The 24172-nt window shown below is 69.7% G+C and carries 25 protein-coding genes; 14 read left to right on the forward strand and 11 right to left on the reverse strand.

Features of this window, described 5'->3' with window-relative positions:
• The 4 genes from J0695_RS14415 to J0695_RS14430 form a co-directional block, all read right to left on the reverse strand.
• The coding region (locus J0695_RS14415) for a TerD family protein (protein ID WP_206962419.1) at window positions 1-667 on the reverse strand (667 nt) is incomplete at its 3' end.
• 108 nt (window positions 668-775) lie between these two features.
• Window positions 776-1342, reverse strand: a complete 567-nt coding sequence (locus J0695_RS14420; RefSeq protein ID WP_206962441.1) for a TerD family protein — start codon at window positions 1340-1342, stop codon at window positions 776-778.
• A 207-nt stretch (window positions 1343-1549) separates the two neighbouring features.
• Complete coding sequence (gene uvrB, locus J0695_RS14425; protein WP_206962420.1) at window positions 1550-3664, reverse strand: excinuclease ABC subunit UvrB; 2115 nt, start codon at window positions 3662-3664, stop codon at window positions 1550-1552.
• 39 nt (window positions 3665-3703) lie between these two features.
• Entirely contained in the window at window positions 3704-4504 is an 801-nt protein-coding gene (locus tag J0695_RS14430; RefSeq protein ID WP_206962421.1) for an MHYT domain-containing protein, read from the reverse strand.
• Window positions 4505-4692: 188 nt separating this feature from the next.
• Here J0695_RS14430 and J0695_RS14435 point away from each other — a divergent pair, with 188 nt between their 5' ends.
• From J0695_RS14435 to J0695_RS14445, 3 genes are read left to right on the forward strand one after another with little or no spacing between them, the layout of a single operon-like run.
• Complete coding sequence (locus J0695_RS14435; RefSeq protein WP_307798624.1) at window positions 4693-5190, forward strand: methylated-DNA--[protein]-cysteine S-methyltransferase; 498 nt, start codon at window positions 4693-4695, stop codon at window positions 5188-5190.
• A 15-nt stretch (window positions 5191-5205) separates the two neighbouring features.
• The gene (locus J0695_RS14440) at window positions 5206-5829 is read left to right on the forward strand and encodes an HIT family protein (RefSeq protein ID WP_206962422.1); all 624 of its coding nucleotides are present in this window, start codon (window positions 5206-5208) and stop codon (window positions 5827-5829) included.
• The gene (locus tag J0695_RS14445) at window positions 5817-7097 is read left to right on the forward strand and encodes an MFS transporter (protein ID WP_372445766.1); all 1281 of its coding nucleotides are present in this window, start codon (window positions 5817-5819) and stop codon (window positions 7095-7097) included. The genes J0695_RS14440 and J0695_RS14445 overlap by 13 nt, the downstream gene beginning before the upstream one ends.
• Here J0695_RS14445 and J0695_RS14450 read toward each other — a convergent pair.
• Window positions 7087-7449 carry a cupin domain-containing protein gene (locus J0695_RS14450; protein WP_206962424.1) on the reverse strand — a complete coding sequence of 121 codons (363 nt, stop codon included), beginning with the start codon at window positions 7447-7449 and terminating at the stop codon, window positions 7087-7089. The two genes, J0695_RS14445 and J0695_RS14450, sit on opposite strands and share 11 nt — an antisense overlap.
• Before the next feature lie 143 nt (window positions 7450-7592).
• On the opposite strand from J0695_RS14450, the gene fdhA reads away from it, so the two are divergent.
• From fdhA to J0695_RS45175, 5 genes are all read left to right on the forward strand, one after another.
• Complete coding sequence (fdhA, locus tag J0695_RS14455) at window positions 7593-8822, forward strand: formaldehyde dehydrogenase, glutathione-independent (protein ID WP_206962425.1); 1230 nt, start codon at window positions 7593-7595, stop codon at window positions 8820-8822.
• 101 nt (window positions 8823-8923) lie between these two features.
• Window positions 8924-10372, forward strand: a complete 1449-nt coding sequence (locus J0695_RS14460; protein WP_206962426.1) for a WGR domain-containing protein — start codon at window positions 8924-8926, stop codon at window positions 10370-10372.
• 46 nt (window positions 10373-10418) lie between these two features.
• The gene (locus J0695_RS14465; protein ID WP_206962427.1) at window positions 10419-11327 is read left to right on the forward strand and encodes a pseudouridine-5'-phosphate glycosidase; all 909 of its coding nucleotides are present in this window, start codon (window positions 10419-10421) and stop codon (window positions 11325-11327) included.
• Window positions 11324-12226, forward strand: coding sequence for a carbohydrate kinase family protein (locus J0695_RS14470; RefSeq protein ID WP_206962428.1), 903 nt, complete (start codon window positions 11324-11326; stop codon window positions 12224-12226). The genes J0695_RS14465 and J0695_RS14470 overlap by 4 nt, the downstream gene beginning before the upstream one ends.
• Complete coding sequence (locus J0695_RS45175; RefSeq protein WP_206962429.1) at window positions 12223-12846, forward strand: hypothetical protein; 624 nt, start codon at window positions 12223-12225, stop codon at window positions 12844-12846. Before J0695_RS14470 ends, J0695_RS45175 begins: the two co-directional genes overlap by 4 nt.
• A gap of 28 nt (window positions 12847-12874) precedes the next feature.
• On the opposite strand, the gene J0695_RS14480 is transcribed toward J0695_RS45175, so the two are convergent.
• A complete protein-coding gene (locus tag J0695_RS14480) occupies window positions 12875-13477 on the reverse strand; it encodes a nucleoside/nucleotide kinase family protein (protein ID WP_206962443.1) in 603 nt (200 codons plus the stop codon).
• A gap of 74 nt (window positions 13478-13551) precedes the next feature.
• Here J0695_RS14480 and J0695_RS14485 point away from each other — a divergent pair, with 74 nt between their 5' ends.
• Window positions 13552-13920, forward strand: coding sequence for a nuclear transport factor 2 family protein (locus tag J0695_RS14485; RefSeq protein WP_206962430.1), 369 nt, complete (start codon window positions 13552-13554; stop codon window positions 13918-13920).
• 29 nt (window positions 13921-13949) lie between these two features.
• Here the strand turns inward: J0695_RS14485 and J0695_RS14490 are convergent, their stop codons facing one another.
• Window positions 13950-14393, reverse strand: a complete 444-nt coding sequence (locus tag J0695_RS14490) for a cupin domain-containing protein (protein ID WP_206962431.1) — start codon at window positions 14391-14393, stop codon at window positions 13950-13952.
• 229 nt (window positions 14394-14622) lie between these two features.
• Between J0695_RS14490 and J0695_RS14495 the strand changes: the two genes are divergently transcribed.
• The gene (locus J0695_RS14495; protein WP_206962432.1) at window positions 14623-15981 is read left to right on the forward strand and encodes an MFS transporter; all 1359 of its coding nucleotides are present in this window, start codon (window positions 14623-14625) and stop codon (window positions 15979-15981) included.
• Window positions 15982-16392: 411 nt separating this feature from the next.
• Here J0695_RS14495 and J0695_RS14500 read toward each other — a convergent pair whose 3' ends face one another.
• Window positions 16393-17124 carry a DUF7873 family protein gene (locus tag J0695_RS14500; protein WP_206962433.1) on the reverse strand — a complete coding sequence of 244 codons (732 nt, stop codon included), beginning with the start codon at window positions 17122-17124 and terminating at the stop codon, window positions 16393-16395.
• 55 nt (window positions 17125-17179) lie between these two features.
• Between J0695_RS14500 and J0695_RS14505 the strand changes: the two genes are divergently transcribed.
• The 3 genes from J0695_RS14505 to J0695_RS14515 are packed head-to-tail and all read left to right on the forward strand — an operon-like array spanning window position 17180 to window position 18869.
• Entirely contained in the window at window positions 17180-17887 is a 708-nt protein-coding gene (locus J0695_RS14505) for a DUF2293 domain-containing protein (protein ID WP_206962434.1), read from the forward strand.
• Window positions 17888-17921: 34 nt separating this feature from the next.
• Window positions 17922-18455: an HAD domain-containing protein gene (locus tag J0695_RS14510; RefSeq protein ID WP_206962435.1), complete on the forward strand. Its 534-nt coding sequence runs from the start codon at window positions 17922-17924 to the stop codon at window positions 18453-18455.
• A 27-nt stretch (window positions 18456-18482) separates the two neighbouring features.
• On the forward strand, window positions 18483-18869 hold the full coding sequence (locus J0695_RS14515) for a PPOX class F420-dependent oxidoreductase (RefSeq protein ID WP_206962436.1): 387 nt from the start codon (window positions 18483-18485) through the stop codon (window positions 18867-18869).
• Here the strand turns inward: J0695_RS14515 and dacB are convergent.
• From dacB to J0695_RS14530, 3 genes are all read right to left on the reverse strand, one after another.
• Window positions 18859-20445, reverse strand: a complete 1587-nt coding sequence (gene dacB / locus J0695_RS14520) for a D-alanyl-D-alanine carboxypeptidase/D-alanyl-D-alanine endopeptidase (protein WP_206962437.1) — start codon at window positions 20443-20445, stop codon at window positions 18859-18861. The two genes, J0695_RS14515 and dacB, sit on opposite strands and share 11 nt — an antisense overlap.
• A 132-nt stretch (window positions 20446-20577) precedes the next feature.
• The gene (locus J0695_RS14525) at window positions 20578-21021 is read right to left on the reverse strand and encodes a hypothetical protein (RefSeq protein WP_206962438.1); all 444 of its coding nucleotides are present in this window, start codon (window positions 21019-21021) and stop codon (window positions 20578-20580) included.
• A 124-nt stretch (window positions 21022-21145) separates the two neighbouring features.
• On the reverse strand, window positions 21146-22147 hold the full coding sequence (locus tag J0695_RS14530) for an ArsR/SmtB family transcription factor (RefSeq protein ID WP_206962439.1): 1002 nt from the start codon (window positions 22145-22147) through the stop codon (window positions 21146-21148).
• Between the two features lie 382 nt (window positions 22148-22529).
• Here J0695_RS14530 and J0695_RS14535 point away from each other — a divergent pair, with 382 nt between their 5' ends.
• Window positions 22530-23957, forward strand: a complete 1428-nt coding sequence (locus tag J0695_RS14535) for a serine/threonine-protein kinase (RefSeq protein ID WP_206962440.1) — start codon at window positions 22530-22532, stop codon at window positions 23955-23957.
• Window positions 23958-24172 lie beyond the last annotated feature (215 nt).

The raw sequence follows: 24172 nt of genomic DNA on the forward strand, positions 1-24172 counted from the left end.
GCTCCGGGGCGGCGGCGGGCTGCTGGGTGCCTTCCGGTCCGGGCAGTGCGCCCGCGTTCGTACGGACCCGGTCGCTGTCCGTCGTACGCGGCGGGGGCGCGGCCACCGAGCGGGCCAGGCCTCCTGCGACGGCGTCCAGGATCGTGGAGGCGAGTTCACGGCCGTGCGGGAGGCCCTGGTCGGTGAGCATCTCGGCGAGGCCGCCCGCATAGCCCTGGCCGACGGCCCTGACCTTCCAGGCACCCTGCCTGCGGTAGAGCTCCAGGGCGACGACCGCCGACTCGGCGTCCAGGCCGGTGATGGTGTAGCTGGCGACCTCGGAGCCGTCGAGCGAGGTGACGGCGACGAAGGGTGCGGCGAGGGAGGCGAAGGAGACAGGGCCGCCGACGCCGACCGGCAGGGCGAGCAGCACGCTCACCCGGTGCACGGTCTCGGGGACGGCCTCCAGGTCCACGGCGAGCCGGTGGTCGGCGGCCGCCTGCCGGGAGACTTCGAGGCCGGGCAGCTGGGGCGATCCGGGGTGGGCCACCCACTCGGCGCCCCGGACGGCGCCGTGCTCGTCACCGAGCGTGGCACCGGCCACGACCGGGCGGCCCGCCGACACCCTGATCTCCAGTCGCGTCTGGGGAAGGGGGTGGTTCTGTCCCCGTACCAGCTCGGCCGTCATCGCCCATTCCCCCTCGTCGCACTGCTGCTGTTGATGATGTGCGGCAGCTCCCGGCGACGGAGAGTCCCCGGGAGCTGCGAGCAGACCGAACCGCTTCTTCTTCTACTTCTACAGATGCGGCAGGATCGACGGCATCAGGTCCTGGAAGGTGCGGCCGTTGGCAGGGTTGCCGAGGGCCGTCATCTGCCAGCCGGAGCCGGAGCGGTGCACCTTCGCCATGATCTGCGCGGTGTACTGGCCGCCGCCGTCCAGGGTGTAGCGGGCGAGCTCGTCGCCGTTCGTCTCGTCGACGATGCGGCAGAACGCGTTCTGCACTTCCTGGAACGTCTGGCCGGTGAAGGAGTTCACCGTGAAGACGATCTGGTCGATGTGGACCGGCACCCGCTGGAGGTCGACCACGATCGACTCGTCGTCGCCGCCCTGCCCCGCGCCGCCGACGAGGTTGTCGCCGGTGTGCTTGACCGAGCCGTCGTCGCTGACCAGATGGCGGAAGAACACCACGTCCACCGGCTGCTTGTCGGCGAAGAGCACCGCGGACGCGTCGAGGTCGATCTCACGGGTACGTGAGCCGAACAGCCCGCGGCGCGGCGCCGCCTGCCAGCCGAGCCCCATCCGCACCGAGGTGAGTGTTCCCCCGTCGTTCTTCTGCAGGCTGATGGCCTGACCCTTGGTCAGGTTGACGCCAGGGCCCTTGGCAAAATTGGCCGTCACGGCTGTCCCTTCTCCGGATTCCCCACGTTTTCCCCGCACCCTATGCACTGGCGCGGAAGACGCGGTGACCCGGCCCGCTTTTGTGGCGGTCTTGCAACACACCGGGGGCGGCCCGGGGCAGGCCAGGGTCAGGCCCGGGTCAGGCCGGGACGGACGCCGGGCGCCGCGGTCTCAGGCGAGGCCGCCCTCCTTCATCTGGCGCAGCTCCTTCTTCAGCTCACCGACCTCGTCGCGCAGTCGCGCGGCCACCTCGAACTGCAGGTCGGCGGCGGCGGCCCGCATCCGCTCGGTCATCTCCTCGATGATCCCGGCCAGTTCGGCGGCGGGGCGGTCGGTGGGGACGGTCTTCGCACCCTTGGCCGTCCTGCCGCCCAGCGCGGGCACCGGCGCCTTGGCGCCCTTGCCCTCCTTCGCCTGCCGGTAGCCGGAACCGAGCAGCTCCTCGGTGTCGACCTCCTCGCGGGCGATCGTCGCGACGATGTCGTTGATCTTCTTCCGGAGCGGCTGCGGGTCGAGACCGCGCTCCTTGTTGTACGCGACCTGCTTCTCCCTGCGCCGGTTGGTCTCGTCGATGGCCTGCGCCATCGCCGGGGTGATCCTGTCGGCGTACATATGGACCTGACCGGAGACGTTGCGCGCCGCGCGGCCGATGGTCTGGATCAGCGAGGTGCCGGAGCGCAGGAAGCCCTGCTTGTCGGCGTCGAGGATGGCGACGAGGGAGACCTCGGGCAGGTCGAGGCCCTCACGGAGCAGGTTGATGCCGACCAGGACGTCGTACTCGCCGGCGCGCAGCTCGCGCAGCAGCTCGATACGGCGCAGCGTGTCGACGTCGCTGTGCAGATACCGCACCTGGATGCCCAGTTCGAGGAAGTAGTCCGTGAGGTCCTCGGACATCTTCTTGGTGAGCGTGGTGACCAGGACCCGTTCGTCCTTCTCGACGCGGAGGCGGATCTCGTGCACCAGGTCGTCGATCTGCCCCTCGGTGGGCTTGACGACGACTTCCGGGTCGATGAGACCGGTGGGGCGGATGACCTGCTCCACGAAGCCGTCGCCGCGCGAGAGTTCGTACTTGCCCGGGGTGGCCGACAGATAGACGGTCTGGCCGATGCGCTTCTGGAACTCCTCCCACTTCAGCGGGCGGTTGTCCATCGCGGACGGCAGCCGGAAGCCGTGGTCGACGAGGGTGCGCTTGCGCGAGGCATCGCCCTCGTACATCGCACCGATCTGCGGGACGGTGACATGCGACTCGTCCAGGACGAGCAGGAAGTCGTCGGGGAAGTAGTCGATGAGGGTGTGCGGCGCGGTGCCCGGGTCGCGGCCGTCGAAGTGCATCGAGTAGTTCTCGACGCCGGAGCAGGAGCCGATCTGGCGGAGCATCTCCAGGTCGTACGTGGTGCGCATGCGCAGCCGCTGGGCCTCCAGCATCTTGCCCTGCTTCTCCAGTTCGGCGAGGCGGCTCCCCAGCTCCTTCTCGATGCCGTTGATCGCCTTCTCCATGCGCTCCGGGCCCGCCACGTAGTGGGTGGCCGGGAAGACGTAGATCTGCTGGTCCTCGCTGATGATCTCGCCGGTCAGCGGGTGCAGCGTGGAGAGCGCCTCGATCTCGTCGCCGAACATCTCGATGCGGACGGCCAGCTCCTCGTACACCGGGAAGATCTCGATGGTGTCGCCGCGCACCCGGAAGGTGCCTCGGGTGAACGCCATGTCGTTGCGGGTGTACTGGATGTCGACGAAGCGGCGCAGCAGCTGGTCGCGGTCGATCTCCTCGCCGACCTTGAGGGGCACCATCCGGTCGACGTACTCCTGCGGCGTGCCGAGGCCGTAGATGCACGAGACGGAGGCGACCACGATGACGTCGCGCCGGGTGAGCAGCGAGTTCGTCGCGGAGTGGCGCAGCCGCTCGACCTCCTCGTTGATCGAGGAGTCCTTCTCGATGTACGTATCGGACTGCGGGACGTACGCCTCGGGCTGGTAGTAGTCGTAGTACGAGACGAAGTACTCGACGGCGTTGTTGGGGAGCAGCTCGCGGAATTCGTTCGCCAGCTGGGCGGCGAGGGTTTTGTTCGGCGCCATCACCAGGGTGGGGCGCTGGAGCTTCTCGATCATCCAGGCGGTGGTCGCCGACTTTCCGGTGCCGGTGGCGCCGAGCAGGACGACATCCTTCTCACCTGCGCGGATGCGCTTCTCCAGCTCGGCGATGGCCGCCGGCTGGTCACCGCTGGGCTGGTAGGGACTGACGACCTCGAAGGGCGCCACCGTGCGTTCGATCTTGGAAACGGGCCGCATGGAACCACCGTACGACCCCCCACTGACAACCGCGGCGGATCACCAGCCCTTGGGCCGCTCGGGAACCCGGGACGCGGGGGAAGGACCCTGCTCCTCCCAGGCCGGGGTGCCCATCACCACCAGCGGGTCGAACATCACGACCACGCCCGCCAGGAACAGGAAGACCACCGGGCCGATCAGCATCGGCGCGAGGAGCGCGGCGGACGAGTCCCCGCCCGCGGAACTGGTGCCGCTCCCGTGCAGCGAGACGCTGAGCGCGGCCATTCCGGTGTAGTGCATCCCGCTCACGGCGACGCCCATGACCGCGCTGGCGCCCAGGCTCGGCAGAAACCCGTGGATGGACACGGCGGCCCACAGCGCCGCGGTAGCGGCGACCACCGCGATCACCACGGAGACCGCGACGATCGGGGTGCTGTACTCGAAGCGCCCGTTGAGCCGCATTCCCGCCATGCCGAGGTAGTGCATGGTGGCGACGCCGAGGCCGGTGACGGTGCCGCCGGTGACCAGGGCCATGGGCGTCGCGCCGCGGTAGCCGACGATGAAGATCCCGATGCCGACCATCAGGATGGCCATGCCGAGGCTGGCGTAGGTCGTCGGCCGGTCGTACGTCAGCGGGGCGCCATCGACCTTGAAGCCCATCATCGCGATGAAGTGCATGGTCCAGATGCCCGAGCCTATGGAGAGCGCGCCGAGCGCCAGCCAGCCGGATTTCCACGATCGCTCGATCATCAGCGACCTCGTGGTGCAGCGCAGCCCGAGTGCCGCGCCCATGCACGCCATGAGGAACGCGGCGACGGGTGTGACGAGGCCGTAGCTGAAACCATCGACAGTGCCGTGCATGGCTGAACGTCCTTCAGAGAGGCCGTGCTTGACATGTTCGGGTGAGAGTAGCGGACGCCGCACTGTCAGTGGGCGGCCGTACCGTGGTTTGTGTGAACAGCAATGCGCAGGGCGCGGAACAGGACACAGCGGAGGACACCGCGGAGGACAGGCGCCAGGACGTCGAGTGGGCTGTCGTCGGGAGCGACATCGGGCCGCTGCTGCTCGCCGCCACGAGCAGGGGGCTGGTGAGCGTGGTCTTCCACGCCGACGCGAAGGTGCGGGACAAGGTGCTCGCACAGCTCGGGGCACGGCTGGGCGGGGAGCTCGTCGAGGCGCCGGATTCGCCCCGGCTGGCCGAGCCGATACGGCAGCTGAAGGCGTACTTCGCGGGCGGGCTGAGGGAGTTCACGCTGCGGCTGGACTGGTCACTGACGTCCGGCTTCAACCGCCAGGTGCTGCGTGAGCTCGCCGACGGTGTGCCGTACGGAGCGGTGGTCGGATACGGCGACCTGGCCCGCCGGGTCGGACAGCCGGGGGCGGCGCAGGCGGTCGGGGCGGCGATGGGCTCGAATCCGCTGCCGGTGGTGGTGCCGTGCCACCGGGTGGTGGAGAGCGACGGCGGACTCGGCGGTTTCGGCGGCGGCCTGGAGACGAAGCGGCAGCTGCTGGCGCTGGAAGGAGTGCTGCCCGAGCCACTGTTCTGATGGCACACTTCCGCGATGACCACCACCCCGGCCGTGCCCGAGCCCAGCGACTTCGTCGCCCGCCTGCCCATCGGGGAGCAACTGACGCTGCCCGCCGACTCCATGCTGAGCTGGGAGACCTTCCCCTTCACCGGGGACATTCACGTCAAACCGCTGACACCTCCGGTGCTCCCGGAGCCGCCGCGCAACGGCGAGGACGGCCCTGATGGCTGCCACGCCTGCGAGCGGCCGCTGGCGGACGCGATATGGGCCGACGAGCACTGGCGGGTGGACCCCGTACACGAGGAGCAGCAGCGGCTCCCCGCCATCGTGATGCTCCTTCCACACGGCCACCACGATCTGACCGACCTTCCGCCGGAGCGAGCCGCCGAGTTGGGTCCGCTGCTCCAGCGCGTCGAGCGGGCGATGCTTTCGCTCGGCGGGATCGCGCGCGTCCACATCAACCGCTGGGGCGACGGCGGCGCGCATCTCCATCTGTGGCTGCTCGCCCGGCCGGAGGGGATGACCCAGCTGCGCGGCAGTTTCCTGCCCCTGTGGGAGGAAACACTGCCGGCCGTCCCCGAGGAGGAGCGGCGCGAGACGCAGCGCAGGATCGCCACCGCGCTCGCGGCCGAGGGCGGCAAGGCATACGTTCAGTGACCGCCGCTTCGCCCGCCGCACCTGTCTCCGAGAGTGCACTGCCCGCCCTGCGGCGCCGTATCAACACCGTGCTCATAGCCAGCCAGATATTGGGCGGGCTCGGGGTCGCGACCGGCATCGCGCTCGCCGCCGTACTGGCCAAGCAGGTCAGCGGCACCGAGGCGCTGTCGGGGCTCGCGCCCACCGCGACCGTGACCGGCACCGCGCTGCTGTCCGTGCCGCTCGCCGCGCTGATGACGTCGCGCGGGCGGCGGCCCGGTCTGGTCCTCGCGTATCTGATCGGGGCGGTGGGCGCGGGGGTGGTCGTGCTGGCCGCCGTGATCTCCAGCTTCCCGCTGCTCCTCGTGGGAATGGCCGGATTCGGTGCTGCGTCGTCGGCCAATCTGCAGGCCCGTTTCGCGGCCGCCGACCTCGCGGAGCCCGAGCGGCGTGCCCGTGCGATCTCCACCGTCGTCTGGGCCACCACGATCGGGGCGGTCCTGGGCCCCAATATCGCGGCGCCCGCCGGCCGCAGTGTGTCCGGGCTCGGCATCCCGTCGGCCGCGGGCCCCTTCGTCTGGTCCGCCGGGGTCTTTCTCGTATCGGCGGTGCTCGTGGCCGTTCTCCTGCGGCCCGATCCTCTGCTCACCGCCCGCGCCCTGGCCCCCGCCGAGGACCAGCACCCGGCCGGACGCTCACTGCGTGCCGGCGTCCGGGCGGTCCGCGCGTCGCCCCGTGCGCGGCTGGCACTGGTGGCGGTCGCCGTCTCGCACACCGCCATGGTGTCGATCATGTCGATGACACCGGTCGCGCTCAGCCACCACGGGGCGGACATCCAGCTGATCGGGCTGGTGATTTCCGGCCATATCGCGGGCATGTACGCGTTCTCGCCGCTGATGGGCTGGCTGTCGGACCGGCTCGGCCGGCTGTCGGTGATCGGCCTCGCGGTCGGGCTGCTGTGCTGTGCCGCCCTGCTGGCCGGCACGGCTGGCGACAGCCACGGACAGACCGCCGCCGGGCTCTTTGTCCTGGGACTCGGCTGGTCGGCCGGGCTGGTCTCCGGCTCCGCGCTGCTCACCGACTCCGTACCGCAGCCGGCGCGCGCCGCCGTGCAAGGGCTCTCCGACCTCACCATGAACACGGCGGCGGGCATCGGCGGCGCGGCGGCGGGACTGATCGTCGCGCAGGCGAGTTACGGCTGGCTCAACGCGGCTGGTGCCTGTCTGCTGCTGCCGCTGGCCGCACTCGCCCTGTTCACCAGACGCGGGAAGGCGGCCCTTACAGGCTGATGTGGTACGCCTTGCGCAGCGTCTCGTGAACCGTCCAGGTCGTACGGTCGCCCTCGCGCAGGACGCATGCGGAGCCGGGGCCGATCTCCAGGGTGTCCCCGCCCTCGACGGCGACGGTCGCGCGCCCGCTGACCACCACGAAGAGCTCGTTGGCCTCGGTATCGGTCACCACACCGGGCGTGATCTGCCAGATGCCGCGCAGCTGCTTGCCGTCCGCCGACTCCCACAGCACCTTGCCGGTGACCTGCGGGGTCCCGGACACGATCTGGGCCGGGTCGAGCGGCTCGGTCTCGAGTTCGGCGTCGGGTATGTGCACGGCGAAGGAGGCGGGGGCTTGATCAATTGTCGTCATGGCCGGTCACCTTAGCGACCAGGTCCGGAAGGACCACGCGCTGCCCTTGTGGGAACGCTAGCCGGACCGGCCCGCCGGTAGCAGACTCCACCTCGCGCACGAGCCGCATCATCCGCGAGCGAGAGCCGAAGGGACGGCGAACCATGAGCGGAAACAGGGCAGTCGCGTATCTCAAGCCGGGAGCGGTCGAGGTCAGGACGATCGACTACCCGACGCTTGAACTCCAGGACGGGCCCGGGGTGGCCTCCAAGAACGTCGGCCGCAAGTGCCGGCACGGGGTCATCCTCAAGGTGCTCGCCACCAACATCTGCGGCAGCGACCAGCACATGGTGCGAGGCCGCACCACCGCACCCGAGGGCCTGGTCCTCGGGCACGAGATCACCGGAGAGATCGTCGAGCGCGGCCCTGACGTGGAGTTCCTGGACGTCGGGGACATCGTCTCGGTGCCGTTCAACATCGCCTGCGGCCGCTGCCGCAACTGCAAGGAGCGCAAGACCGGCATCTGCCTCAGCGTCAACCCGGCCCGTCCAGGCGCGGCCTATGGCTATGTCGACATGGGTGGCTGGGTGGGCGGCCAGGCCGAGTACGTCATGGTCCCGTACGCCGACTTCAACGCGCTGCGCTTCCCCGACCGGGACGCGGCCCGCGAGAAGCTGCTCGACCTCACCATGCTGTCCGACATCTTCCCGACCGGCTTCCACGGTGCGGTGACGGCGGGCGCGGGCGTGGGATCGACGGTGTACGTGGCCGGTGCGGGCCCCGTCGGGCTCGCGGCGGCGGCGTCCGCACAGCTGCTCGGCGCCGCGGTCGTGATCGTGGGCGATCTCAATGCCCAACGTCTGGCGCAGGCCAGGAGTTTCGGCTGCGAGACCGTGGACGTCAGCCGAGGCCCGGTGGAGGAACAGATCGCCGAGATCCTGGGTGAGCCCGAGGTGGACGCGGCGGTCGACGCGGTCGGCTTCGAGGCGCGCGGGCACGGCAGCGCGGACGCCCCCGAGGCGCCGGCGACCGTACTCAACTCCCTGATGGGCGTCACGAAGGCGGGCGGGGCGCTCGGCATCCCCGGTCTGTACGTCACGGACGACCCGGGCGGCGTCGACCAGGACGCGCGCACCGGAACGCTCAAGGTGCGCCTGGGGCTCGGCTGGGCGAAGAGCCACCACTTCACCACGGGGCAGTGCCCGGTGATGAAGTACCACCGCGCGCTCTCGCAGGCGATCCTGCACGACAAGGTGCACATCGCGAAGGCGGTCAACGCGACGGTCATCGGGATCGAGGAAGCGCCGCGCGGCTACGCCGAGTTCGACCAGGGCGCGAGCCGTAAGTACGTACTGGACCCGCATGGTGCACTGAACGGGGTGCGTGCGGTCTGACCTGTGGTGATGACTCTGTGCGGTCGATTGTCAGTGGTGCCGTCTACGTTGGGATCACTGAAGATCGGCCGCACAGGCCGGTCCGTGGGGAGGGGTGTGCCATGGCGGCTGGGCAGGCGGGGAAGACGACGTATCTGGAGCTTTCGCAGGACGACGGCGGGGCGCACAAATTCTACGAGGTGACCGTCAACGGGACGACGGTTTCGGTGCGTTACGGACGGATCGGCGCGGACGGACAGCACCAGGTCTCGACCTTCCCGTCGGCGGAGAAGGCGAAGGCCGCGGCGGCGAAGAAGATAGGCGAGAAGGTACGGAAGGGGTACGCGCCATCGGTGCGGGGGCAGCGCGCCGCGCGCCCCGTGACGAGACGTCAGGTGACCTCCGCGCCCTCCACCGCGCGGGCGACCGCACCGGTGCTGTGGCGGTTCCGTACGGGCGCGTCGGCCTTCGGGATCCATATCGACGAGGACCACTGCTGGGTGGGCAACCAGCGCGGCGATGTCTACACCCTGGGCCACGACGGCGAGGTGCTGGCCAGGTTCTCGCTGCCGGACGGGGTCAAGTGCCTGGTGGCGGACGACTTCTGGATCTATGCGGGGTGCGACGACGGCAAGGTGTACGACCTGTCCTCGAAGGTGCCCTTCGCCGCCTATGAGATCGCCGACGACGTCGACATCTTCTGGCTGGACATCCATGAGGGCGTGCTGAATGTCGCGGACCGCAACGGCGGTCTGACGGTCATCGACCACGAGGACGAGTTCCAGTGGTCACGGCGGTCCGCGGGATCCGGCGCGTGGATGGTGCGCGTGGACGACCGCGCGGTCTTCCACGGGCACAGCCACGGGGTGACGGCCTACGCGGCCGACGGCAGCGGGGAGTTGTGGCACACGAGGACCACGGGGAACGTCCTGTTCGGCTGGCAGGAGGACACCGCCGTGTACGCGGGCACGGGCCGGCGCGTGGTGGAGCGGCTTTCAAAGGCGACGGGCCGGATCGAGGCGACGTACGCCTGTGACACGGCGGTGTACTCGTGCGCCACGTCCCCCGGCGGCCAGTACGTCTTCGCGGGCGACTCCGCCTCCTCGGTCTACTGCTTCGACGCGGACGGCAACCGGCTGTGGAAGCTGGGCACGGGCGGTGGCTCGGCGCTCTCGATGCAGTACCGCGACGAGAGGCTGTACATCGTCACGACGGACGGCTCGCTGGCCTGCATCGACGCGAGCGAGGCGGCGATCACGGCGGCGCAGACCGGCACGGTGCCGGTGGCCAGGGACGTCAAGGAGGCTGCCGCGCTGCCGACTTACACCCCTGCGGCGACCGTGGCGACGGTGAGCGCGATGCCCGCGCCCGGGGCCGGGATCGTCGTGGAGTGCGTCCAGGTGAGCGGGCGGCTGCGGGTCCAGGTCGTCTCGGACGGCTATGAGCCGACCTGGCACGTCCAGTTCCCCCGCTCCATACGGCAGGTCGGCGCCCGCTATGTGGTGGACGCGCTGCACACCTCGTCCGGTGGCTTCTACCGGGTGCGGGGCGAGATAAAGCGGCTCGTGTAGGGGCTTGCGGGTTTGCCGTCGCGGCCGCCGCGCCAGGAATGGGGACATGTCAGAGACCACGCTGTTGCTGTCCGAAGAGGTACGGGACGCGCTGACCCGACGCCGTCCCGTGGTCGCCCTGGAGTCGACGATCATCGCGCACGGCCTGCCGAGGCCCCGGAATCTGAGGGTCGCGGAGGAGCTGGAGGCGCTGGTGCGGGAAGGGGGCGCGGTTCCGGCGACGATCGCCGTGCTCGACGGTCAGCCCCATATCGGCCTGGACAAGGCCGAGTTGGAGCGGGTGGCGAGCGACGACTCCATACGGAAGCTGGGTCATCGTGACCTCGCCCCGGCCGTGGCGGCGGGCGCGAGCGGGGCGACGACCGTGTCGGCGACGGCGTTCCTGGCCGCGCGGGCGGGGATCCGGGTCTTCGCCACGGGCGGGCTCGGGGGCGTACACCGGGAGTGGACCGGGACGCAGGACGAGTCGGCGGACCTGCGGCTGCTGGCGAGGACGCGGATCGCGGTGGTGTGTGCGGGGGTGAAGTCGATCCTGGACGTCCCGGCCACGCTGCAGCGGCTGGAGACGCTGGGGGTGGGGATCCTGGGGTACGGGACGGCGACGTTCCCGGGGTTCTATCTGACCAGTTCGGGCGAGCCCGTGGACTGGACGGCGCACACACCGGAGGAGGTGGTGGCGGTGATACGGGCGCAGGCGGCGCTCGGCGGGGCGGAGACGGCGCTGATCGTGGCCAACCCGGTCGCTGTGGAGGACCAGTTGGACCCGGAGCTGCACGACCGGGTGCTCGAGGAGGCGCTCGGCGAGTCCAGGAAGCAGGGGATCACGGGGCAGGCGGTGACGCCGTTCCTGCTGGAGTACTTGATGAGGAGGACCGAAGGAGCGTCCCTGGAGGCCAACTTGGCGGCGGTGCGGGGCAACGTACGGCTGGCGGCCCGCATAGCGGCGGCATTGTGAGCACGGCGGCCGGTGCGCTTCTGGTCGTCGGGGACGTGGTCACGGACATCGTGGCCCGCCACCGCGGCCCGCTCGCGCCCGCGACGGACACGGTGGCGGAGATCCGGACGCTGCCGGGCGGTGCAGGGGCCAATGCGGCGTGCTGGGCGGCGGCTTCGGGGCCGGCGGACGTCACGCTGCTGGCCCGGGTCGGGACGGACTCGGCGTCCTGGCACGACCTGCGGCTGCGGCGCGCGCGGGTGCGGCCATTGCTGATCACCGACCCGCAGGCGCCGACCGCGACGGTCATCGCCCTGGTCGACGCGGCGGCCGAGCGCACGTTCCTCACCGACAGCGGCGCGTCCCTGCGCCTGACCGTGGACGACTGGTCGCCGGAACTGCTGGCCGGGGTCGCCCATCTGCACCTCTCCGGCTATCTGTTCTTCGCGGACACCAGCCGGGAGACGGCCCGGCTGGCGGCACGGGACGCCCGGGTGCGGGGCATCCCGGTGAGCGTGGATCCGGCGTCCACGGGGTTCATCACCACACTCGGCGTGGACCGTTTCCTGACGGCGGTGGAAGGCGTGGACATTCTGCTGCCCAATGCGGACGAGGCACGCCTGCTCACCGGACTGCCCGAACCGGCCGACGCGGCAGCCAAGTTGAGCCGGCACTTCCCCCTGGTAGCGGTCACACTGGGGGCGGGCGGGGCGCTCCTGGCCACCAATGGTGTGGTGACGGCCCGCGTCCCCGGAGTCGAGGCCAGGGCGGTGGACTCGACGGGTGCGGGCGACGCGTTCACCGGCGGATTCCTCGCGGCGCGGCTGTCGGGGGCCGACGACACGGCGGCCGCGGCGGCGGGCTGCCGGGCGGGTGCACGGGCGGTGACGGTGATCGGCGGACGACCGGAGGCTCCATGAGATCGCGTACGGCACTGGTGGTCGCGACCGCCTGCGCACTGGCAGCGGCCTGCACGGCCTCCCACGACAACAGGCCCGACCTGACCCGCAGCGCAGCCCCGACGACCACCGCAGCCCCGGCAACCACGGCCGCTCCCACCCCAGCGCCGACCGAGTTCGGCACCAAGGACTCCCGCATCGTCCGCTGCGTCAGCGCCGAGGCCCACATCTCCCCCGTCCCCACCAGGCAACCCAGCACACACGACGTCGTGGTCGGCCCCCTTCGCTGGCCGGGCCTCAAGGACCGGGCCCATTCCGACCTCGAAGGATTCGCGGCGCAGCAGAGCGACGGCTGGCACTACAAAATCGGCGCGGAGATAGCGGCGGGCGCGAGTGTCACCGTGAGCGTCGCACCGCAGGCGCGCACGAAGGCGGGCCTGGAATACGGCCAGCAGTGGGACTACTCCTCGGCCCAGGAGGTGGCGTTCCACGCCTGCCCGAAGGGCAGGACAGCGTACGTGGGCGGGTTCTTCGTCGCGGGCCCCACCGGCCGCATCTGCCTGCCGCTCGACATCCGGACCGGCGAGGCCCCGCCCCGTCGGATCACGGTCTCGCTCGGGGCAGGGCCGTGCCCCGACTGACCCTGGCCTTGCCCCCCGGCCCTGACCCTCAGCCGTTCCAGGCGAGGTGCTCGGGATGGTCCATCCGTACGACGACATCCGCGGTCCCCGCCGGGTCGGTCTCCTCCTCGTACCGCCGGAAGGCGGGCAGCGTCCACTGCTCGTCCTCCGCGGTACGGCGCTGGAGCGCCCCCGGCGAGAGCCGCAGATGCACGCCGAGGTCGAACGGGAACCAGTGCCCGAACAGCAGCGGCCCGTGCACCAGGACGACCGTGTTCTCCGGCAGCTCCTGATACGGGCTCCGGGTCGCGCGATCCCTCGCCGGGTCCCACAGATCGGGCAGCACCCGCCCGCTGCCGCCCGCCTCCAGCGGCCCGAACACCTCGCGCCACAGCGCCGCGGTGTCGAACCACCCGTCGAAGTAGGAGTCCGGGTCCTGCTTCCCGTACTCGAACCGCAGTGAGGCCGGCCGCAGAAACCCCTGCGTCCCCACCACGAACGCGGACCGCCCGCGCGCCCGGAGCGCCTCGGCGAGCGCTTCGGCCAGCTCCCCCGTCCCCGCTGCCGATGCCCCGTCGATCGCCACCTTGGCCCACGGCCCGCCGTCGCCGGCCACGAGCCGGTCCGTTCGGCGGGCAAGGAATTCCGTCATCCGTTCCCAGGTGATCGCTTCAAGTCGTCGCACCCGACCATCATCACCGACGCCGCGCCACTACCCTCCGCACCATGGACCTCGCTTTCGCGCAGAAGTTCGCCACCGAGTGGCAGGACGCCTGGAACTCCCACGACTTGGACCGGATCCTCGCCCACTACGGCGAGGACGTGACCTTCTCCTCGCCCATGATCGAGCGCTTCAACGGTGACCCGTCGGGCAGGGTCCGCGGCAAGGCGGCGCTCCGGGAGTACTGGAGCACGGGCCTCAGCCGGATGCCCGACCTGCACTTCGAGGTGATGGACGTGAGGGCGGGCGTCGACTCCCTGGTCATCGATTTCCGCAACCAGTTCGGCGGCCGGGTGTACGAGGTGCTGACGTTCCGCGGCGACCGGATCATCGCGGGCTTCGGCGCGTACGGAACCGTGCCGGCGGCGCACTGAACTACGGGCACGGAATTACGGGCACGGAATTACGGGCACCCCGCGGGCGCGTCCGCGTCCACCGAGATCGGCGCCCCCTCGGGCAGCAGATAGGTCACGTACAGCACGACCGGTGTGCTGCCCAGATTCCGCCCCACATGGATGTGCCTGCCCCCCGCGGGCTCCACGAACGACTTCCCCGCGGTGGTCGTCTCCACAGAACAGTCGTCGAGCGTGCGCGTCAGCGTGCCGGACTCCACGACGGCGATGACCTGCCCCTGGTGGTAGTGCCACCCGGTCGTACCGCCCGGCGCGATGGTCAGCGTCCGTACCACGACATCCGTGGCCCCGCTGGTCTTCAGCTTCAGAGCGCCCTCCGACGTGCCCTTCGCGAGAATCGTCCCGCTCACCCCACCGCCGGGCGTGGCCACGGCGGCCGAGGGCACGAGCGCGAGCGCGGCCACGCATCCGGCCACAGCAAACAGCTTCCTCATCTGCACTCTCCACCTCTCGCTTCCCCTGCAAACCGCCTCACCGTACTGGCCACACGCGTCCCCACGGGCCCCTCCCGCATGCGCCCAAACGATCTCGGCCATACGCTCCAGAAGACCGGCGCACCCCCTGTAAGTGGAGTATTCAAAGTTCACTCGTCCGTATAGAAGTATTCCCTTATCGGTCTTGAAGAGGCAGGATGGCTGGCGATCTGCCGAAGCCGATCTCCCGATGAGCGAGACGAGAGAGCAGCCGATGTCGAAACTGGCCACCCCCGCTACCGGCCTCGCCCCGTCACTCGACGAGGCCCCGCTGAGGCCCTTCCACCTCCGGGTGACGGCGACGACCTTCGGCGCCAACTTCTCCGACGGCTACGCGCTCGGCATGATCGGCGCGGTCCTCTCCACCCTCACCAGCACCCAGAACCTCTCCGGCATCTGGCAGGGCCTGCTCGGCGCATCGGCCCTGATCGGCCTCTTCTTCGGCTCGATCATCCTGGGCCGGGTCGGCGACATCATCGGCCGCCAGAAGCTCTACATCTACAACTTCGTCCTGATCACGCTGGCCTCGGCGGCGCAGTTCTGGGCGAAGGACCCGACCGTGCTCTTCACACTCCGCGTCCTGATCGGCTTCGGCCTCGGCGCGGACTACGCGGTCGGCCCGACGATGCTCTCGGAGTTCGCGCCCAGGCGCCTGCGCGGCGTCCTGCTGGGCTCGCTGACGGTGATGTGGACGGTCGGTTACGTCATCGCCGGCATCCTGGGCACGTACCTCGGCGACACCGAGAACGGCGCGTACATCCTGCTCGCGACCGGCGCGATCCCCGCGCTCCTGGTGCTCCTGCTCCGTATCGGAACTCCGGAATCACCCAGCTGGCTGATCAGTCAGGGCAGGGTCGCGGAGGCCAGGTCGATCGCCCACAAGTACCTCAAGGCCGAACTCGGCGACGCGGCGAACGCCCCGGCATCGACCCACACGAACCACTCGGACGCCTACCGGGAGATGTTCTCGCCGGGCCAGGCCACACGGACCTGGTTCGGCCTCGTCTTCTACAGCGCGCAGGTGCTCCCGTACTTCGCGATCTACACCTTCATGCCGACGATCCTGGAGACGCTCAACGTCCCGGACGTGAACCTCCAGAACCTCCTGCTCAACCTCTTCCTGCTGGCGGGCGGCATCGTCGGCCTCTGGTACCTGCAGAAGATCGGCCGCCGCCCCCTGGTGATCATCACCTTCGGGATCATGACGGTGGCGCTGTCCTTCGTAGGCATCTTCGCGAACGGCTCGACAGTCGCGCTGATGATCCCGTTCCTCGTCTACACCTTCGTGATGGCGGGCGCATCGAACCTCACCCAGGTCTATCCGGCCGAGCTCTACCCCACGCATCTGCGCGCCACGGGCGTCGGCTTCCTCAACGGTACGAGCCGTATCGCCTCGGCCGTCGGTACGTTCATCCTCCCCGTGAGCCTGGACGCCTGGGGCCTGAGCTGGTCGATGTACTGGCTGGCGGCGGTGCTGCTGATCGGCACGCTGGCGTCGATCGCCTGGGCGCCGGAAACGAAGGATTCCGTAACGACATCGGGCGGCTGAAACAACCCCCGAAAACGGGAGCGGGCCCGAGGGTATGTCCAACCCCCGGGCCCTTTTGATGCCGCCCTCCTGCACACGCCGGCACGCTTGAGGGCACAGGTCATTCGTTACGTCGTCGCGCTCTGCCATTGAGCTACCGCCCCACGGAGAGGGGCGGGCGGGGGTCGAACCCGCAACCGACGACCCTGCCCGGGCCCGGTCGATCCGGCGATGAGCGGCGAATGCTGAGTCTGGAGCAAGAGTCTGAGATTGATCGCGGTCTGCCTCTGCCAGTTGGGCTACCGCGGCACGTAATGCCGCGAGGAGGACTCGAACCTCCACTGGAACCGCGTCGTCACGACAAGCTTCAGTCTGAGCTTGCGCTCCTCGCGCACCCCGGCCGCGCTGTGGCAGCCGGGGGGTATGTGGGGGCTACCCGAACAGGTAGCCGAAGACGGCGTCACCCACCCGCTCGTCGGTCACGTCCACGCCGTTCGCCTCCTCGCGTGCGAACTTCACGGCCTGCTGAAGCTTCTCCACGCGGGCGAGCAGCTCATTGACGCGCCGGGCGGGCAGGGCACCCGAGAACTTCACGGTGGTCCAGTACCCCACCGGCAGGTCCTCGTAGTACACCTCGACCTGAGCCGGGTGCTTCTCGGTGGCCTCGGCCTTCACATGGTTACGGGGCACTTTCTTGGTCCGCACGGTCCGTACGGGCTCGGTCCGCCACGCGTCGGCGGACGGATCCTGCACCCAGGACTCGGAGGCGTCCAGCACGGGAAGCTTCCGTACAAAGGTATGGAGATCGGTGAGCTGCTTCTCGAGAAAGAGCAGATACGAAACGGGGACGGCCCCCACCAACACCCGTCCGTCCACGAGGACATCGGCCCGCGCGGAACAGTTGGCCCAGTCCTTGGTGGCGGTGACATCGAAGAGCCGCGTCAGCGTCGCGGCGGTCTCCCGCAGCACGTCCTCGGCCTGCACCTGCACCCTGGTCGACTCGGGCGGAAGCTGCTCGCCCTCCTCGTCCTTGGGCTGGTACGTACGGGAGATGCCCGACAGCAGCACCGGCTTCTGCAGCCCGTGATGGGCAGCGGTCAGGTCCTGGTGGGACTTGGACTTGATTCCCTTTTCGACGGCAATGATCTGATTGAGTTTCGCCACGAAAGGAAAACTACCAACACCAACTCCCTTTACTCGAACGATTATTGGAAGCAAGATGCCCCACCCGCCGCCCGACGCACCCGCCCTCACGGTCGTCGAGCCGCGCAGGCCACGGCACTGCGCGGAATGCCACCAGGGCCCGTACGCCCGCCTGTTCGTGGAGTCCGACACCGCACGCTGCCTGGACTGCGCGGACCTGGGCCACCTGGTCTACCTCCCGCGCGGCAACACCACACTCACGCGCAGGGCGCGCGAACACAGCACCCTCTCGGCAGTGGTGGTCCGCTTCAACAGAAACCGCCGGCGCTACGAACGCCAGGGAATCCTCGTGGAGGAGGAGGCTCTGGCCCGGGCGGAGGAAGCGTGTCTGGCGGACGCGGAGTCCAGAGCCCGCCGCCGTACGAGAGACGCACAACGCCGTTCGAAGGAGGACGCGGCCTTCACCAGAGCCCTCACAGCCGAGACATCCCGCCTCTACCCCTCCTGCCCACCGGAACGAGCTGTCGAGATCGCCTCCCACGCATCGCTCCGGGGCAGCGGCCGGGTGGGCCGGAGCGCGGCGGGCAGAGCGCTGCACGAAGAGACGACGACAGCAGCCGTACGAGCATCGATCCGGCACGTGGACACGCCCTACGACGAACTGCTCATGGCGGGAACACCACGCAACGCAGCCCGCGCCATCGTGTCCCCCGCCATCGAAACCGTACTCACCGCATGGCGCGCCCCCACCACCCCAACACCCAACTCCGCGCCCCGCCCATGACTTGACGGGGCATCACACCGGGCAACACTTACCCATGACAGAGCGCCCTTTGCTCCTCCTGGACGTGGACGGCCCGCTGAACCCCTACGCGTCCCACCTCCCGCGCCTCCACGGTTACGCCACCCACCGCTTCCTCCCCTCCAACTGGCTCTCCCGCCAGACCCCGGGCTCGCGCGCCCACCGCCGGGGCCTCCGCGTCTACTTGAACCCCACCCACGGCGCACGCCTCGCAGCGCTCCCCTACGAACTGACGTGGGCGACCACCTGGATGCACGAGGCAAACGAGATGATCGCCCCGGCGATAGGCCTGCCCGCGCCGCTCCCCGTCATCGAATGGCCTGAACTCTTCGCACACGACCCGGACGGTCTCTACTGGAAGACCCGCCACCTCCTCAAGTGGGCGGCGGGCCGTCCCTTCGCCTGGGTGGACGACATGATCACGGACCGGGACACGACGTACATCGCGGAGAACCACGACGCCCCGTCACTGCTCCTGCGGATCCACCCGCGCTACGGCCTGCGGGCGCCGGACTTCACCACACTCACGCGCTGGGCAAAGTCCTTGTGAGTGCGCGCGCCGCCTATGCTGCCGACCATGGCTGACACGCTTCTCGACACTCTCTCCACCGGCAAATACCTCCTGGTCACCACCTACAAGAAGGACGGCAGCACGGTACCGACGCCGGTCTGGGTGATCCGGGACGACGAGACGCTCGGCGTATGGACGGTGACCGACTCCTGGAAGGTCAAGCGCATCCGCAACCGCAGCGACGTCCTGGTCGGCCCCTGCGACCTGCGCGGCAACCCGACAGGCGACCAGGTCCCGGCGACGGCGGAGATCCTCGACGCCGCCGGAACGGCCCGCTACCGCACGCTGCTGGCCCGCAAGTACGGCATCGTCGGCCGCCTCACCCTGCTGGGCAGCAAACTCCGCCGAGGCGCGACGGGCACGATCGGCATCCGCATCACCCTCAGCAGCTAGCGGGCTTGGTCCAGGAGCATTCGAGACCGGTGCCGCCCCGAGTAGCAGCACGCGGACTCACTGCCCTCTGCGTGCCTCCTGTCCCGTCGGCCCGATACGAGGCCAGTGCGGCACCGATGGAGTCCTCGATCCCCTTCACGGAACTGGCCACGTAGTTGTTGCTGAGGACGCTGAAGACGAGCTCCCGCCCGTCGGCGTCGGTGACGTACCCGGAGAGCCCGGACACACCGGTCAGGGAGCCGGTCTTGCCGTGGACATTGCCTGCGGCCGGGGTGCCGCACATGCGCGAGCGCAGGGTGCCGCCGGTCATGCGGTCGGCCACGCAGGCGATCGGCAGGGCGTCGTACCAATCCTGGAACCACGGCTTGTGGCGTACGGCGACCAGCAGTTGGGTGAACTGCGCCGGGGACACCACGTCCATCCGCGACAGACCGGAGCCGTCGACCTGCCGCAGGGCGGCCGGGTCGACACCCAGGGTGCGCAGATAGTCGGAGATCGCCGACAGCCCGGCCGACCAGGTGCCGCTCCCCTTCACTTCATAACCGACGGTCTTGACCAGCACTTCGGCATGGTTGTTGTTGGACAGCTTCAGGAACGGGGTGAGCAGGTCCTTCAGCGGCATCGACGGGTGAGCGGCGACAGCCTTGGCCTGCTTGGGCGTGGCCTTGCCCAGCCGGACGGAACCGACCACCTTCACACCGTGGTCGGCCAGGGCATGCGCAAAGACGTTCGTCGCGTAACCGGTGGGCTCCCACACGCTGATCCACGAGCTGGCGGCGGCACTGCCGACCGGCACGGAGCCCGTAACGACAATGGTGTTGCTGCCGTGTTCGCGTTCGACGGAGAGGGTGTTGCTCTGGCCCGCGGCCACGGTGGTGGCGCGATTTTCGATGTGGACGTAGTCGTTGGCGGGGGTGAGGCCCACCACGGGAACATCGCCCGGGGCGGCACCCGGGGCGACCTTCACCAGCACGGTACCGGCGTCGTAGTCGGTGTCCGGGGCCACGGTCAGCGGGGAGATCTGCGAGGAGTAGTACGCGGACTCGTCGTCGGCCGCCCATGACGCGCCGAGCCGGTTGCTGTCGAAGCGGGTGTCGTCGGCGATCAGCTTGCCGGTGACCCGGTGGATCCCGGCGGCGGCGACCTGGGCGGCCAGCGTGTCGTAGTCCTTGCCCAGCATGGTGGGGTCACCGGTGCCGCGCAGGTAGAGGTCGCCCTTGAGTACGGCTCCGTGGCGCGTCCCGTCGGCGAGCACATCGGTGCTGAACCGGTAGTCGGGCCCGAGCAGTTGCATGGCCGCGGTCGCCGTCAGGAGCTTGGTGCTCGACGCGGGGACGAGCCTCTTGCTGCCGTCGCGCTGGTAGAGCGTCTGCCCGGTCTTGGCGTCGCTCACGACCACGCCGACCTGGGAGCCGTCCAGCCGGGTGTCGCTGATGAGCCGGTCGAGGGTCTTGGCGAGTACGGGATCGGTGGTGTCGGCCCCGGCCGGCGATCCGGCGTTGAAGGCGAGAGCGAGGCCGGCGACGGCTGCCCAGGTCCACGCCCGGCGGCGGAAGCTCCGGGACTTCGTAGTCATGTCCATGACTGAAGATGATCGCCTATCGACATCGCAGGCAGAAGCCCCCACGCCACCGAACAGCCCCCGCCCAAAGGGTGTCGACCAGGGCGAGGACCGTTCCGAGCGTTCCAGCCGGCCTCAGCTCGCCGGCTAACGCGGCCTGGCGATGAGCTGGCATGCGAGGTCCTTGAGGTTCCCGTCATCGAGACAGACCCTGACGTACGCGGCGCCGCCGGGCTGGTCCGCGGGAACGGGGAAGTCGTAGGACGCGATGGTGCCGCAGGCGATCGGGTAGCCGCCGCCCTGGCCGATCACGGCACGGTCCGCTTGGAGGGCGTAGGCCCACGTGGTCCGGCACGTGACCGCACTGTCCGCCACTGCGGACCTGTGCTGCCCGACGACTCGGACCGACCGGTTGTACCAAGTGACGGTTCCCCTGGTCCATGTGGCGCCGAACGTGATGTTGAAGTCGCTGGTGGGATAGGCGGTCGCGGCGGTCGCGGTCGCGGTCTGCGCGCCGGCGGCGGGAGCGCCCAGCAACGTGCCCGCGGTCAGCAGGACGGCACCGACGGCGGCGGCGATATGAGTCTTCATGCGATCTCCAGGATGGGATGAGCCGGTTGCGGCTCCACATCCTGGGCAGGCCGGCCACCTGCGGCCCACCTCTTAAGTCACGGCTTAAAGGGGGCCGGGACGGCAGCCGCGGTGCCCGTGGGCCTCACGGTTCCGTCAGGGCGCCGGTTCGCAGCAGGGCCAGCCCGAGGGGGGTGATGAGGTGCAGCACGGACCCGCCTCGGCGGCTCGTGGTGATGAGGTCCGTGTTCCGCAGCACTGTCGCGTGCTGACTGGCCGCTGCGGCGGTGACGTTGAGGCGGCGGGCCAGTTCGCTCGTCGTACAGCCTTCTGCCGTCACATGCAGGGCGGCAGCTCGCGTGCGGCCGAGCAGAGACGCCAGGTTCCGCCCGGCGAAGGCGTCCGCTCCCGCCGGTCCGGTACCGGTCAGCGGCCGACGGAGAGCCGGCACGGTGAGTCGGGGTGGCTGGGCGGTATCGAGCGGATCCCACAGAAAGCTCACCGGGCGCTTCGCGAAGACCGTGGGCGTGATGATCAGCCCCCTCCCCTGGAGATGCACCTCAACTCGGCGCGGGTAGGGCGTTTCGAGCACCGGCGGACGCCAGCGGACCAGTGGTGCGCAGATCGACCGCAGCAGCAGATCGATGCCTCCCTCCAGCATCAGGTTCGCGCAACGGGTGGACAGCGCGACCAGTTCGGACCGCCCTCGATGCCAGTACGGCTCCACGGTCAGCCGGTGGCAGGCGCGCACGGCCTCGGCGAGCTCCCGCCGCGCGTCACGGTCGCCCTCGGCCACCCGTCTCGCCCATGGCAGGTGTCCGGGGTGGAAGTCGAGACCCTCGAACTCGCGTCGCAGTCGGGTCACCGGCGCGTGCAGCAGATTGTCCACGGCGTGGTCCAGGGAGGGCACATCACCCATCAGGGCCAGCAGATCAAGCCCGGGACCGCGCACCGGAACCAAGGAGGTCAGGGGGCGCGTGTCCGCTCCCATCCGGCCCGCGACCGCTGACCGCCACGAGCGGAAGTGAGGAGGCTCCCGGTTGTCTCTCAGCAGCTCCAGGCTGTAGTAGACCTCCGCTGCGACGCCGATCGTTGCGGCCACCCGTGTCCGGGCGAGGTCTTCCGCCGTGAAGTGAATGCGTAACACCGACCGGACTCCTGCCACCGAAACAGAGTGCGTGAGATCACCCCCAGCATGCCCCAACCCGCCGCGTCCGACCCGGAGTTCAGACGCAGGCCGCGCCCGCATGCTGACTGCACATGCGCCCTCTTCAGCGGCTATTTCGCCGGGCCTGACCGCGGCTCGGACAACAGCCTGTGGGCGATCCGGGCCGTCCGATGCGGTCGGTGTCCGGTCCCACCGGGCCTGATGGTGTCTCACCTGTCCCAGGCGGTCTGCCTTTGGGCGATGAGCGGAGAGGTAGGTTCTGTGCAGGTTGCGCAACTGAAGGGGGTCAGCTGTGGCAGACATCGAGGTACCGGGGCCGGACCGGACGTGGGACCCGGCTTCTTCGCCACGGGGGTCCGATGTGGCAAACAAAGACGGAGAGTTGATCGGCGGCCGGTACCGGCTCGTGGAGCTGATCGGGCAGGGCGGCATGGGCCGCGTGTGGCGGGGCCGGGACGAGACGCTCGAGCGGGATGTCGCCGTGAAGGAGGTGATGTTCCCGCAGGGAATAACCGCCGATCAACGGGAGGTCCTTCTCCAGCGCGTCCTGCGTGAGGCGCGTGCGGCCGCGCGGTTGAACCATCCCGGGATCATCACCGTGCACGACGTGGTCGAACACGCGGGCGCGCCTGTGATCGTCATGGAGTATGTGGCCGGAATGTCCCTCGCAGCGGCGATCGAGCAGAGCGGCGGGCTGCCGGTCCGAAGGGTCGCGGAGATCGGTGCGGCGATGCTGCGCGCACTCAGCCGCGCCCACGCGGCGGGGATCATCCATCGTGACCTCAAGCCGGACAACGTCCTGCTGATGGACGACCGGGTGATCATCACTGACTTCGGGATCGCGCACCTGGTGGATTCCACGATGGCGCTCACCCACACCGGAACGCTCATCGGCACGCCCGCCTACATGGCCCCTGAGCAGCTCTCGGGCCAGACTCCCGCGCCCGCAACGGACCTGTGGTCGCTCGGGGCGACGCTGTATTGCGCGGTGGAGGGCGAACCCCCGTTCAGCGCCGAGACCTTCACCGCGCTGTGCATCGCCGTGGTCACCGGGATGCCGCGCCCCGCGCTGCGCGCGGAGGGTCTGTGGGTGGTCCTCGAGGCACTGCTGACGAAGGATCCGGTACAGCGCGCCGGCACGGCGCAGGCGTTGACGGCGCTGGAAGAGGTGGCGCGGACGGGCGGGGTCGCCTACGTACCGACGCGCGTCGACACCCCGCCCACGCCGGCACCGGGCGTCGGGCCTGCGGAGCCTGGTGCGCTCATCCCCGGCGCGCCCGCCCGCCCGACCCAGCCGCCGATGGCGGGCGGACCCGCGCCGTGGGGTGGCGGGCCGATCCCGTGGACAGCGCCGCCCAGGCCGAGGGCACATGCTTCGGCGGCGGTGATCGCCGGCACCCTTGCGCTGCTCACCGCCTGCATGCTCGGCTGGTTCGCGCTCCACAGCGTCGTCTACGCCACCGGGCCGACCGGTCGCTGGTCCAGCCTGGTGTGGGAGAACGTGGTCGGCGGCGTCATCAGCGCCGGGTTGCTGGTGGTCCCAGCGAGGTTCACGTTCGACCGCAGGCCTTCCGGCGCATGGACACTGTGCGCGCTGTGTGTGCTCTACGTAGTGGCGATCCTCGTGCTGGGCCCGCTGCAGGGCACCACCACCTTCGGCGCGCAATTCAAGTTCGTCTTCGGCTTCGACAAGAGCGACGGGGTCGCGATCGGGCTGGCCACGATCTTCGCGTTCCTCACAGCGATCGCCGCGGTGATCGCCGCGAGGGTGCGGTCTCCGCAGCGCTGACCTGGGCAGCGGAAGCGGGGGAACCGGAGACAGGAGTTCCAGACGACGCACGCCATTCGTGCCTCAGGCCCCAGAGACCGCGCCTGCAAGGCGTTCTGTACGTCTTGCAGGCCGTGCAGCACGAGCCGCGACACCGCCGGACCATGCCGGTAATTTCCCGCAAGGGCGCCCCGACCATGATCGCGTTACGCGCTCTTACGACCTCGTGCATGGTT

The organism is Streptomyces beijiangensis (genome assembly GCF_017315755.1).
GTDB lineage: Bacteria > Actinomycetota > Actinomycetes > Streptomycetales > Streptomycetaceae > Streptomyces > Streptomyces beijiangensis.

Bases quoted from the DNA above. Each gene is read 5' to 3' on its own strand.
- uvrB (WP_206962420.1), bottom strand. From the start codon at position 3,664: ATGCGGCCCGTTTCCAAGATCGAACGCACGGTGGCGCCCTTCGAGGTC.
- J0695_RS14460 (WP_206962426.1), top strand. From the start codon at position 8,924: ATGGCGGCTGGGCAGGCGGGGAAGACGACGTATCTGGAGCTTTCGCAG.
- J0695_RS14485 (WP_206962430.1), top strand. From the start codon at position 13,552: ATGGACCTCGCTTTCGCGCAGAAGTTCGCCACCGAGTGGCAGGACGCC.
- J0695_RS14465 (WP_206962427.1), top strand. From the start codon at position 10,419: ATGTCAGAGACCACGCTGTTGCTGTCCGAAGAGGTACGGGACGCGCTG.
- J0695_RS14525 (WP_206962438.1), bottom strand. From the start codon at position 21,021: ATGAAGACTCATATCGCCGCCGCCGTCGGTGCCGTCCTGCTGACCGCG.
- J0695_RS14495 (WP_206962432.1), top strand. From the start codon at position 14,623: ATGAGCGAGACGAGAGAGCAGCCGATGTCGAAACTGGCCACCCCCGCT.
- J0695_RS14505 (WP_206962434.1), top strand. From the start codon at position 17,180: ATGCCCCACCCGCCGCCCGACGCACCCGCCCTCACGGTCGTCGAGCCG.
- dacB (WP_206962437.1), bottom strand. From the start codon at position 20,445: ATGACTACGAAGTCCCGGAGCTTCCGCCGCCGGGCGTGGACCTGGGCA.
- J0695_RS14430 (WP_206962421.1), bottom strand. From the start codon at position 4,504: ATGCACGGCACTGTCGATGGTTTCAGCTACGGCCTCGTCACACCCGTC.
- J0695_RS14480 (WP_206962443.1), bottom strand. From the start codon at position 13,477: ATGACGGAATTCCTTGCCCGCCGAACGGACCGGCTCGTGGCCGGCGAC.
- J0695_RS14490 (WP_206962431.1), bottom strand. From the start codon at position 14,393: ATGAGGAAGCTGTTTGCTGTGGCCGGATGCGTGGCCGCGCTCGCGCTC.
- J0695_RS14510 (WP_206962435.1), top strand. From the start codon at position 17,922: ATGACAGAGCGCCCTTTGCTCCTCCTGGACGTGGACGGCCCGCTGAAC.
- J0695_RS14515 (WP_206962436.1), top strand. From the start codon at position 18,483: ATGGCTGACACGCTTCTCGACACTCTCTCCACCGGCAAATACCTCCTG.
- fdhA (WP_206962425.1), top strand. From the start codon at position 7,593: ATGAGCGGAAACAGGGCAGTCGCGTATCTCAAGCCGGGAGCGGTCGAG.
- J0695_RS45175 (WP_206962429.1), top strand. From the start codon at position 12,223: ATGAGATCGCGTACGGCACTGGTGGTCGCGACCGCCTGCGCACTGGCA.
- J0695_RS14440 (WP_206962422.1), top strand. From the start codon at position 5,206: ATGACCACCACCCCGGCCGTGCCCGAGCCCAGCGACTTCGTCGCCCGC.
- J0695_RS14450 (WP_206962424.1), bottom strand. From the start codon at position 7,449: ATGACGACAATTGATCAAGCCCCCGCCTCCTTCGCCGTGCACATACCC.